The sequence below is a fragment of the Alteromonas sp. G4i35 genome, from assembly GCF_054960375.1.
In genome coordinates this window covers 89,508-101,298 of the sequence record NZ_JBHNZD010000002.1, presented here as the reverse complement: position 1 = coordinate 101,298, position 11,791 = coordinate 89,508, and the positions used below count along the sequence as shown (strand labels likewise).

The window sequence follows — 11,791 nt, the reverse complement described above, 5'->3', positions numbered from 1 at the left end:
TCAAACGGCGCTTCACTTTCTACTTCAGCTAGCTTAAAAAGATAACGACTAGTAGCTAATTACGCGGGTAGCCTTGCTTGTATCATCAAAGCGTTTGGCTACTTCGTCCCAGTCTTGGTCTTTAATTAGCTGAAGATCTTCACCAGATAAACCGTACTTTTCTGCAGTGCCCACAGGGTCCTTTTTATACGCATCCATTAGTTTGCTGTTGCTGTCTAGCTCAACCAAGAAATCTACAATTGTTTTCTTTGCCATGTCGTTTTTTCCTTTTAGTTTACTTTTGGAGATCTAAAGTCAATAACTTGCTGCTCAGTTAAACCTAGCTTTGCCAAACGATCCTGACGGTATGCTGGCATGCCAAGTGAGGGTACAACTAGGGTCGAAATTAATGTTGGCTTGGCGAACTGTAATTCGCGAAGCAACACTTTTTGTATTTTGGGCTCGCAAAGGGGCAGGGTGGCTGCCTCGTAAATAATCAGCTCGTGATCTTCTGGGTAGTGCTCGGCCAGAATGTCAGCCAGCATGGCAAGCCCAGATTCACTGTGATTAGCATCTAACACGCTTAGCGTTGCTTCTCCGGCTAAACCTATTTGCCAGATGATTTGCGTCATGTGAGGGTCAATTCGGTAATCGCGAAACAAAAATTGAGTTGCTTCATAAGATTGACAGCCAAAGCGAGAGGGATCTATTCCCAAATCCGCAATTAAGCAGTCTTCTGCAGACACGCCGGGGAGCATTTGCGCATCTAGACCAAGTTCCCGTACTCTGCGAATAGCCTCATGAGAAGGCGTAACAAATACGCCTGGGTGACCATAAAAAGCCACGCACACTTTTTTACCTTCAACAACTGACTGCACGATGCGGTCGGCCATTTGGTCATAGGTGACAGCGCGAGATTTCCCTTCTTGATAAAGGTCGTCTAAAGACACACTGTTCGGGTTTATATTGGTGACCACGTGTTCACCAATTTTGTTCATAATCCCCATGTACACAATGTCAGCATTTTCGATGTGGCTTTTGGTCGCTATCGTCATTTGACCCGCAACACTGATTCCAGTGCCAACTACAACTAGCGATCCCTTAGGAGTATGTTCTTGTCCCTGAATTAGCGTCATATTTTCCTTTACCACTTGCTAATTGTGATTCACTCAACACTATAAATTAGATTTAGGGTATTTGCTACGTTCACTGATTTATAGCATCTACCATTGCTTTCACATCAGCGTATCGGCAGTTTTCACAAGAACCAAAGCCCTTTACTTGTCTCACTTTAAATCGAGTGAACAAAGGCATGGTCATGCCAGTTAGAAAACGACAGCAAATAGATGATGTGATTGGGCCATCAAATTTTCCGCTCAAATGGGCTCTTAGTGCTGCTATGGCCTCTGATATTTGGTCTGAATTCGGTGTGGGAATTGGGTTTGAATAGCCGAGCTTAGCCACATTTCCCTGACATACACTGCAGTGCCCGCATTCATTGGGCGCTTGGGAATCGTCAAAATACGCCGATAAGTTATAGCTTAAGCAAGTATTGAGTTCGAAGAAGCCTACCAGCGCGGCGATACGTTCTATTTCTTTGCGCTCGTTTTCAGCGAAATAGTGAGCCAGATTATTAGCTAAGTCGGCATTTTGCAGTTTTTCGTAGTCCACGCGGTATACGTCAGTTATTAAGCGCGAGGCAAGCTCAATATGATTGTGTTCATGTAAATACTCTAGTGCGGCAACCACTCTTGCACGCTCTGCGCCGTAATGCTGATAAATACTGTCGAAATCTACAATGCCCCACACCTTTTTCATATTTGAATGAGTGAATACGGCGTCTAGAAAGCGAGCCCGTTCTTCTGAGAAAAGGCCGAGTATGGTGGTTTTCTCTGAAATAAAGCGAAATTTATATTCAGCAAAATAGGCATACAAAGGGCGAATAACGTTGGCAAGTTCAAGCTGTACCAGCAGGGTTTTAAGCGGAAGCTGTCGTATGTTGCTGGCACTCGATAAGCTATTTATTTGCGTTTCCCACTGGTAAACATTGTTTTCGCCGTTGGTAGGTGAATCATTGTGCGCCGCTGAATTTATGTGAGCAGGGACCTGTGAGCTGATATCATCAATTACGCGTTGAATGGCGCTTTTATCTGGTGTATCGCCATAAACGAAGTTCTCTATGGTGACTAGCCCGTCAAGGTTAGCTAAAACCGTGCAGTTTGCCGCTTTACCGTCTCGTCCACCCCGGCCAATTTCTTGGCTGTAGTTTTCAATAGACTTTGGTAAGTCGTAATGAACAACAAAGCGAATATCCGACTTATCAATGCCCATGCCAAATGCAATGGTAGCCACAACAACTTGAAGCTTATTGTGCATAAAATCTTGCTGGATACCTTGTCTTATATCACTGTCGAGACCAGCGTGATAAGCCTTTGCAGCAAACCCTTGTTGCTGTAAGAACCGGGCTACTTCTTCTGCGCTATTTTGAAGCGTGACATAAACAATACCCGCGCCTTGCTGTTTTTGAATTTCTTCAAGTAAGGCTTGGTTTTTATATGGTTCATGTACAGGGCGAACATGCAAATTCAAGTTGGGCCGATAAAACCCTGTTTGAATAATATTGGCTGGCGCAATATCAAAGCGCGCTGCCATATCTTCTTTTACTTTTTTAGTGGCAGTAGCTGTGAGCAGAAGTACTAACGGAATATTAAGCTCTTTCTGATACGCGGGGAGTTTTAAGTAGTCAGGGCGAAAGTTGTGGCCCCACTCAGAGATACAGTGTGCTTCATCGACAACTAGCATACTTACTTGAACAGACTCAATGAACTGCCTAAAGCGTTCGTTCTTAAAGCGCTCCACCGACACCATCAGAATTTTACACTGGCCTGACCGCACGTCGTTCATCACTTGCTTGTTCTGCTCGGGCGTTAGCGTAGAGTCGATACTGGCCGCTGCAATGCCTTTGCTATGAAGAAACTCCAGCTGGTCTTTCATCAGCGCTAATAGTGGCGACACAACCAAGGTCAAGTGTGGCAATTGCTTAGCAACAAACTGATAGCACAATGATTTGCCCGAGCCAGTGGGAAAAATCGCTAACGTTGAATTTCCGCCAAGCAGTGATTCTACTGCCTCCTTCTGTCCCTCGCGAAACGCCGAAAAACCAAACAGCTGCTGCAAAATATTGGGGTCAGAGTACATTAATAAGCTTCCAAGTCGCGATATAAAAAATGGGGTCAGAGTACATTAACTTATTTCCAAACAGTTTGTGGTTAAGTGTTCGCAGGTTTGAGCTAGTTGAGCCAACGCGACGTTTTTAAAAATAAAGGGGTCAGAGTACATTAAGCTATTTCCGAGCAACCAGCGGTTAACTGCTCACTGATTTGCGGTGGCCTACCCAACGCTTCGTGTTTTAAGCGATGCCCAGTCAGGCTTTCAATTTGCTGTTTAAATGTATCGCTTCCCAGCACTAGTCCTCTTCGAGTACCGCTTTGAATTTTATCAATGTCAGTTTGAGGCAGTTCATCATCGAACAGAGCGCGGTAAGCGGCAAGACGTTGGCTTTCTGAAGCTCCTAAATTTAGGTATACAGGATGAGGACTGTGCAGTGACGAAGACGTGCCTAACGCATTTATTCTGTAGCTTGACCATTTATATTCAACCGGCTTTTCGACCATGTTCGCTCTTACAGGGTTTAGCTCGATATATCTATAAACCGTGAGAAGATATTCGTCGTTAGAGACCAGACTGGAATGAAACCTTCCTTCCCACAACGTTCCAGAGCGCTCATATTTGTGGTTAAAGTACCTCACATACATGCGGCCAAGCGCTTGCATCATTTTGCTTACGCCAAGGTTATCAAGCTTAGGAGTGCAAAGTAAATGAACATGATTGGTCATCAATACCCAAGCATGTATGCCTACATCAAATTTTGCAGAGAACTTTTTAAGCCAGCTAATATAAGCGATGTAGTCGTTTTCACACTTAAAGCATATTGAGCGATTGTTACCTCTTTGGATGACGTGTTGAGGATAGCCTGCGGGAGCCAAGCGAGGTTTCCTTGCCATAATTTCACCAAATTCCTTTCTATATTCTCTCTAATAAAATGAGTGAATTGAGAAAAGGCTACAACCCTGTACCTATCAAAACTGGTCTAACGGGCAAGCTGGAAGAATGAAATGAATGGCTTGTTTGGCTCTCTTAAATTAGAAAATGTACTCTGACCCCATTATTCATATCCCCAGGGGGCGCTTGGCGTTGCTATAGGATTTTCGAGATCAAAATCTACCTGTACTTCGCGGGCAGGGCGAATTAGTCGATAGCTAAAGCGGCTAGGGTAGATCATCATTTGCCAGACGTTATCCGTTGATGCTGCAATTCCCGATTCTATAAATAACGCTTTTGAATATACATCTGCAGGAAACGACTGCACTTGGGGGAACCCTTCATCTACTGTGTGGCCACCATACATGGTTGAAGAATGAAAGCTGCCATCTTCATTTCTATGATCGTGCTTCAGCATAAGACCCGCGCCGGTTTTCGTTAGAATCCAAGTGCGGGATGCATCGTCACCCACGTGAAATGGAATTTGAATTTCCGAGTCTGTGCACTTTCTTATGTGCATAACAAGCTTCGCATCACCGAACGTATTACCCACATTGTCTTTGCTAACTTTGCCCTGAAATGCTTTACCGCAGTGGGTTTTTATCGCATTAAAAAACGCATCGTGGTTAGGAATCGACACCAAAGGTGCCTCTTTAGCAAGCGCAGCATTGCTTATTACAGCAATCCCAAGTAAGACGTATGCACAATACTTTTTCATTTCTTAATTCATCATAGCAAGTTGATACAAGCTTAGCAGTGTAACCCATCTAAGTAATGGGGTCAGAGTACTTTATTGATAAAGCTCATGGCGTGATGTGTGATTAGGAGAGCGGCGGTATCACTTGGTGTAGCCGTGGGGGTGCTACGCGGAACACTCGTAAAAAATGTACTCTGACCCCATTTTTTTCTGAAGGGGCAGTTCAAAACCTGAAGTAATAGGGTCAGAGTACTTTATTGATAAAGCTCATGGCGTGATGTGTGATTAGGAGAGCGGCAGTATCACTTGGTGTAGTCGTTGGGTTGCTAAGCAGAAACACTCGGAAAAAATGTACTCTGACCCCATTTTTTCTGAAGGGGCAGTTCAAAACTTGAAGTAATGGGGTCAGAGTACTTTATTGATAAAGCTCATGGCGTGATGTGCGATTAGAAGAGAGGCGGTATTACTTGGTGTAGCCGTGGGGTTGCTACGCGGAAAAACTCGCAAAAATGTACTCTGACCCCATTTTTTGGGGTGTATAAGTGGTCGAAACGCATATGTATTCGCAATATAAATATTGCTGATAGTTGTGGCGTGTTAGCTTAGCAATACATTCAGCGTTTAATTTTCAGGGCAAAATAATCACATGGATAAATCAAAACAACTGTTTACGCTAATTACCTCAGAAGGTGAACTTCAGGTATCGTTAAAAGAAGTTGATGTTCCAGAGCCGAAGCCGCACGAAGTGATTGTGCGTATGGAAGCATCTCCTATTAACCCGTCAGATATGTGGCCTATGTTTGGTCCAGCAAGCCTAGATAAAGCGACCTTCGATACAGATAAAAGTGCGTTGGTTGCGCCGGTGCATAAGCCTTTGTTAAATCGTATTAAGTCGCGTTTAGACCAGACTCTGCCTATCGGAAACGAAGGTGCAGGTACGGTTGTTAAGGCGGGTGATAGCCCGGAGGCACAAGCTTTAATGGGCAAAACCGTATCTATTCTTACTGGTGCAGCGTATACCGAGTATGCCTGTGTGCCTATGCAGGCATGCTTGCCTCACCTAGATAGCACAACGCCTCAACAAGCAGCGTCATCATTCGTTAACCCACTGACCGCGCTAGGTATGGTTGAAACCATGCGTATGGAAGGCCACAAAGCGCTAGTACACACCGCAGCGGCATCGAACCTTGGGCAAATGCTGAATAAGATTTGTTTAGAGCAGGGCGTAGAGCTTGTAAATATTGTTCGCAGCCAAAAACAGGTGGATATGCTTAAAGAGATCGGCGCGAATATAGTGCTCGACTCAAGTAGTGAGAATTTTAAAGCCGAACTTTATCAAGCCATCGACAGCACGGGCGCAACACTAGCGTTTGACGCCATTGGCGGTGGTGAGCTAGTTAGCGATATCCTCACTATGATGGAAGCGTCGGGCAGTAAAGATGCAAAAGGCTTTAACACTTACGGCTCTGACAGCAATAAACAAGTGTATATCTACGGCGGCTTAGATTTCTCGCCTACTACTTTGAATCGCGCTTACGGCATGACGTGGAGCATTGGTGGTTGGCTATTAATGCGTTTCTTAGGCAAGCTTGATAAGAAGCGTGTAGGCGAGCTTTACCAAAAAGTGGCGACGGAAATTAATACTACCTTTGCGTCGTCTTACACCAACGAACTGAGTCTTGAGGAGACATTACAGCCTGAGAATGTAGCGCTTTATAACGCTAAAAAAACCGGTGAAAAATACCTGATTGTGCCAAACAAGGGCTAATCAGCGCAGCGTTTAAATACGGCATTTTCAGCTTAAATTTGTTCAATAATAGGGTCTGTTGATCTTTGATGTACAAACTTCGGTTTAAAGTACATCAAAGGGCCACAGACCCTTTTTGTATTCGTTATGTTTCAGCTGCAAAGAAGCTGACAATGATGCGAAGTAACCAGTAACCGAGATAAAAGGTATTTGAGACAACATGCCTGAAGGCCCAGAGATTCGTCGCGCTGCAGATAAAGTTGAAGCGGTGATAAAAGATATTCCCCTAGAAAAAGTAGAGTTTGGATTAGCTCAACTTAAACCCTACGCTAAGCAGTTAGAAGGCGAAAAAGTGCTGCGCATGGAAACTCGCGGCAAGGCGTTAATTACCCATTTTAGCAATGGGCTCTCTATGTATTCACATAACCAACTCTATGGCGTGTGGCATACCTGTAAACGCAATAGAATGCCGGATACTACCCGCCAGCTAAGGGTAGGGCTTCATACCGAAACACACAGTGCTATTTTATATAGTGCATCTGACATTAGCATTTGGCCAACGCAAACTATTCATGAGCACCCTTTTTTACAAAGAGTTGGACCCGATGTACTCAACAATTCGGTGACAGAAGAGTTGGTATTAGAACGTTTACGTTCAAAAGCTTTCTATAACCGCGCACTAAGCGGTTTATATCTGGACCAACGCTTTATGGCAGGTCTGGGCAACTATCTTCGCAGCGAAATATTGTTTGCAGCAGGTGTTCATCCTTCACTCAAACCTTCTCAGTTAGCTGATGAGCAGCTGCGCAGCTTGGCACATCACACCTTAACAATATGCAAACGTAGCTATGAAACCGGTGGCTATACCGTGTACACAGAACTACGCGAAGTGCTTGAAGCAAAAGGCGTTAACTTTGAAGGTACGCGATTTATGGTGTTCGACAGGGAAGAGCAGCCTTGTAGAATCTGCGCCACTCCAATAAAACGCCAAACGTATAACGGGCGACGTTTTTATTGGTGTAGCCGGTGCCAGGCGAAGTGAACCACATCCCCGTTTTTCGATGATCAAATAATAATCTGTTTGACTTGTCTCCAATTACGATTAATTATATCCGTAACTGGTTACGGAGTTTTTTGAAGTGAAGTCATTTAATGAATTGGGGCATATTGCATTAGGTACTGCCTTACGTCAGTTAGCCGCGCAGGTGTCAAAGGATGCGGAAAATACTTATGCGAAATTTGGATTTGCGATAGAGCCAAAGTGGTTTCCAGTATTTTACGTGCTCGCGTCAAAAGGTGCTGATTCCGTCGTGAATATCGCTAAAGAGATAAATCATTCTCACGTGTCGGTGAGTAAAATCGTAAAAGAAATGAAAGCACGCGACCTAATTGAAAGTTATAAATCGAGCGACGATTCGCGGGTTACGCTGGTGGCGCTAAACGATAAAGCGAAAGCGATGGTGCCCAAAATGGAAAAGCAGTGCGATGCCATAGACACTGCCATGCGCGAGCTAAAAGATGAAACGGGTATAGATTTGTGGGAAGCGGTGAGCGTAGTTGAAAGGCATCTTCGATATCGCCCCATAAGTGCGAGAGTGGACGGTGACTCGCCTGATATTAAGGTAGTCGATTATGCGCCAAAGTATCGCGAGGCATTTAAATCGCTCAATGTTGAATGGATAAGCAAATATTGGGAGCTCGAAGAGCCCGACTTTAAAGCGCTCGACGACCCTGAAGGCTACATTTTGAATCAGTCGGGTGTGATATTGATCGCGTTAGATAAGGGCGAACCCATAGGCTGCTGTGCACTTATTAAACAAGCTGACGATACGTTTGAACTTGCCAAAATGGCGGTGTCTCCCAAAGCTCAAGGCAAAGGGGTAGGGCTGCTGTTAGGTAAAAGTATTGTCGAAAGAGCGAAACTGATGGGGTTAAAGCGGCTTTATTTAGAGAGCAATTCGGTACTTAAGCCCGCAATACGTTTGTACGAAAAGATAGGGTTTAAGCATATTAAGGGGGCGTCGTCGCCCTATGCGAGATGTGATGTGCAGATGGAGCTTTTATTCAAATAAATAATAGTTATCGTAAAGTGCAGCTATAAGTAAAGCCACGCAAAACAGCGGTCACTGTTTTGGTTTAACTGAAGGTTCAATACCACCGTTGTCAAAACGGTTAACTCTCGGCTTTCATTATAAAATGATAAAAAGCTGAAACGCATTCAGTCCATTCTTGCCAAAAGACGAGTGTGCGCCTTGTTAACCGCACACTCAAATTTTCACTTAAATATTCACTCAAAAACTCTCAGGCACAGAAAGTATCATTACTTTCTTTGTGAGTAATAATGCTGCTCTCTGCCTTCGTTTACCATTTTCACATCGGCGCAGTATTCTGAGACAGGCCTTATCAGTAACCTAGGAATGCCAATGGGTTCTCCGGTCTCCAAGCAGTATCCAAAAGACTTGTCTTTTATTCGTCGCAACGACTTATCGATTTTAGGAAGTAGCTTTCGCTCCCTGTCCAAAATTCGAAGAGAAAGCCTGGATTCTTCTTCATACTGCGCCCGATCAACTTCATCGTTTATCTCAGGAGGTTGACTTAACGATGCCTTCATCTCTTCAATATGAGCCATGGTTTGCTGTTTTAAATCGTTGAGCAATTCTTTAAAAAATTCAAGCTGCTCATCGTTCATGTAGTCGTCTTCACTGGCGGCAAGAAGCGCTTCTTTAGTCAACGTTTTACTCATTTCAGCTCCACTAAGGCTTGATGAAACCAGCCTAAAACCTGCTTATAGTGTGCCTCGCCATACAAACGTAGAAATTGCTTTGTATGCTGATCCTTTATGTTCGAAAGCGCCGCTATCCGTGATTCTAAAAACGCTTTGTCTAACGCTATGCCACAATCGCGGACAATACAGTTTTGCCATTCAACGAAGTTAGAGGGTATTACCGGTGAATTCATGAGGCCTCCTGTTAGTCGAGTTTGGTTTTAAGCCCTCTGCGAATAAGCAGAGCATCTGTTGTTGGCGCTTTTCCTCGGAATGCTTTATAAGACTCCATCGGGGGACGAGAATTGCCGGTAGATAAGATTTCCTTTCTATATTTCATACCGTTTTCTAACTTTAATCCGCCGAGTTCTTGCATATAAGCAAAGGCATCAGCGGCTAAAATTTCACTCCACATATAGGCATAGTAGCCAGCGGAATAGCCGCCACCCATTGAATGTGCAAAGAATGCTGACTTATAACGAGGCGGTACATAAGGCAAGCCAACATTATGTTTATCGAGAGCTTGGGCTTCAAAGGCTTGGATATCTTCAGGCGCCTGATCGGCAGAGATAGAATGCCACTCCATATCAAGCAGTGCTGCAGACATATATTCCAATGTGTCATAACCCATATTGAATGTACGTGAACGAATCACCTTTTCCAGCAGAGCCTCTGGGATAGGCTCGCCAGTTTCATAATGCTTGGCATAGTTTGCAATAACGTCAGGGTGGGCTGCCCAGTCTTCTTCGAAGGTAGAAGGGAACTCCACATAGTCTCGCGAGACAGATGTGCCGGCCAACGTTGGGTAATTTACGTCTGACAGCATGCCGTGAAGTCCGTGACCCATTTCATGGAACATGGTAGTCACATGATCGTAACTGACTAATGTAGGCTCGCCATCAGGCGCTTTGTTTATGTTCATTACATTAACCACAACAGGCTTTTGCGAGAGCAATTTCGACTGTCCTACGAACGAACTCATCCAAGCTCCACCGCGTTTACCTTTGCGAGAAAAGTAGTCGGCATAAAAAATCGCTAAACTGTCACCATTTACATCGAACAGCTCGTAAGCCTTTACATCAGGGTGGTAAACTGGCAAATCTGGACGGGGCTTAAAGCGCACTCCGTACAATTTATTCATGGTGAAAAACACGCCATCTTCAAGCACGCGATTAAACTCGAAGTATTGTTTCACCTCGTTTTCATCTAGCTCGTATTTAGCTTGTCTTACCTTTTCTGCATAGAAAGCCCAATCCCAAGGTTTTAGTTCGAAGTTATTACCTTCCGCTTCAATCATTGCTTTAATGTCAGCGGCTTCTTTTTCAACGTTTTTAAGCACAGCGGGCACCATACTGCCTAGCATGTTGTATACAGCGCTTGGCGAACCGGCCATTTGCTTGTCCAGGCTGTAGGCCGCCCAGCTATCAAATCCAAGCAATGCTGCTTTTTGTGCGCGTAGTCCTGCCAATCGGCTAATAATTTTGGTGTTGTCGTATTCCCCAGACTGGTTTCGGTATGCTGACGCTTCCCACACTTGCTGGCGAAGTGCTCTATTTTCTAGTGAAGTAAGGACAGGTTGACGAGTAGTGTTCGTGATGCTTAGAAGATATTTGCCTTCTTTATCAGCAGCTTTAGCAGCATCTGATGCGGCCTTTATTTGACGCTCTGACATCCCTGACAGCTGTTCTACGTCATTTACTACCACCGCAATTTCAGATGACTCTGCCAGTAGGTTTTGAGAAAACTGCGTGGTTAAGGTTGAATGTTCTTCGTTTATTTCACGTATCTTCTGTTTATCTGATTCATTAAGTTTAGCGCCAGCGCGAACAAAATCAGAGTAATACTCTTCGAGTAGTCGGGTTGATTCAGTATCTAACTCCAACGCGTCGCGCTGGTTGTATAGTGTTTCAATACGCTTAAAAAGCGCACTATTTAAATTAATGGTATCGCTGTGAGCCGCCAGCTTTGGCGCTAGAATTTTTTGGATTTCTCTGCGTTCAGGCGAGCTATCTGTTCCTACTAAGTTGAAAAATACTCGGCTAGTTCTGGTGAGTAAACTTCCACTTTTTTCAAGCGCTAGCAGCGTATTATTAAAGGTGGGGGCGTCAGGGTTAGACGCTATTTTTTCTACTTCTTGTAAGTGCTGTTCCATTCCTTTTTCAAATGCAGGAATGAAATGCTCGTCCTTTATCAAATCAAATTGCGGCGCGCCGTAAGTCAGTGAACTTGTCATAAATAAAGGGTTCGACTGCTCTGCTTTTACTGAGTCTGTCTGCGTTGTAGCAGTCTTATTCATTGTTGACGCCTGTTCGGTGCAGCCTGTTGCCAAAAGTATAGAAGATATCGTGGCTGAAATAAGGAGCTTTTTCATAGGGTTCCTAAATTTTTAGGGTAATTAACTGTCTGTGAGTGTAATGTTATATTGTAACAATTGTCAATTGTGAGAAAGCGCGAAGAAGTTAAAGGGAGCGATAGAGGTGCTGCTGGGTTACGCCTTAACTAG

The 11,791-nt window shown here is 44.3% G+C and carries 11 protein-coding genes; 3 read left to right on the top strand and 8 right to left on the bottom strand.

Annotated elements, in window-relative coordinates:
• Positions 1-48 precede the first annotated feature (48 nt).
• The 5 genes from ACFI6L_RS01445 to ACFI6L_RS01425 form a co-directional block, all read right to left on the bottom strand.
• Positions 49-255 (bottom strand): hypothetical protein, encoded by a 207-nt coding sequence (locus ACFI6L_RS01445; protein ID WP_014977183.1) that lies wholly within the window; start codon positions 253-255, stop codon positions 49-51.
• A gap of 14 nt (positions 256-269) precedes the next feature.
• Positions 270-1,115 (bottom strand): SAM-dependent methyltransferase, encoded by an 846-nt coding sequence (locus ACFI6L_RS01440; protein ID WP_049587937.1) that lies wholly within the window; start codon positions 1,113-1,115, stop codon positions 270-272.
• Between the two features lie 70 nt (positions 1,116-1,185).
• Positions 1,186-3,177, bottom strand: a complete 1,992-nt coding sequence (locus tag ACFI6L_RS01435) for a RecQ family ATP-dependent DNA helicase (RefSeq protein WP_462573285.1) — start codon at positions 3,175-3,177, stop codon at positions 1,186-1,188.
• Positions 3,178-3,317: 140 nt separating this feature from the next.
• Positions 3,318-4,043, bottom strand: coding sequence for a transposase (locus tag ACFI6L_RS01430; protein WP_462573284.1), 726 nt, complete (start codon positions 4,041-4,043; stop codon positions 3,318-3,320).
• 161 nt (positions 4,044-4,204) lie between these two features.
• Positions 4,205-4,798, bottom strand: coding sequence for a hypothetical protein (locus ACFI6L_RS01425; protein ID WP_462573283.1), 594 nt, complete (start codon positions 4,796-4,798; stop codon positions 4,205-4,207).
• 625 nt (positions 4,799-5,423) lie between these two features.
• On the opposite strand from ACFI6L_RS01425, the gene ACFI6L_RS01420 reads away from it, so the two are divergent.
• The 3 genes from ACFI6L_RS01420 to ACFI6L_RS01410 all read left to right on the top strand — a co-directional run bounded on the left by ACFI6L_RS01420 (position 5,424) and on the right by ACFI6L_RS01410 (position 8,596).
• Positions 5,424-6,545: a zinc-binding dehydrogenase gene (locus ACFI6L_RS01420; RefSeq protein ID WP_462573282.1), complete on the top strand. Its 1,122-nt coding sequence runs from the start codon at positions 5,424-5,426 to the stop codon at positions 6,543-6,545.
• Between the two features lie 199 nt (positions 6,546-6,744).
• Entirely contained in the window at positions 6,745-7,566 is an 822-nt protein-coding gene (gene nei, locus ACFI6L_RS01415) for an endonuclease VIII (protein ID WP_014950343.1), read from the top strand.
• A gap of 97 nt (positions 7,567-7,663) precedes the next feature.
• Complete coding sequence (locus ACFI6L_RS01410; protein WP_305763275.1) at positions 7,664-8,596, top strand: bifunctional helix-turn-helix transcriptional regulator/GNAT family N-acetyltransferase; 933 nt, start codon at positions 7,664-7,666, stop codon at positions 8,594-8,596.
• Positions 8,597-8,844: 248 nt separating this feature from the next.
• Here the strand turns inward: ACFI6L_RS01410 and dksA are convergent, their stop codons facing one another.
• Genes dksA through ACFI6L_RS01395 form a run of 3 tightly spaced genes read right to left on the bottom strand, consistent with a single transcriptional unit; the run spans position 8,845 to position 11,659 of the window.
• Positions 8,845-9,267, bottom strand: a complete 423-nt coding sequence (gene dksA, locus ACFI6L_RS01405; protein WP_014950341.1) for an RNA polymerase-binding protein DksA — start codon at positions 9,265-9,267, stop codon at positions 8,845-8,847.
• On the bottom strand, positions 9,264-9,482 hold the full coding sequence (locus ACFI6L_RS01400; RefSeq protein ID WP_416022416.1) for a hypothetical protein: 219 nt from the start codon (positions 9,480-9,482) through the stop codon (positions 9,264-9,266). The genes dksA and ACFI6L_RS01400 overlap by 4 nt, the downstream gene beginning before the upstream one ends.
• Positions 9,483-9,493: 11 nt before the next feature.
• Entirely contained in the window at positions 9,494-11,659 is a 2,166-nt protein-coding gene (locus ACFI6L_RS01395) for a M3 family metallopeptidase (RefSeq protein WP_416022415.1), read from the bottom strand.
• Between the last annotated feature and the right edge of the window lie 132 nt (positions 11,660-11,791).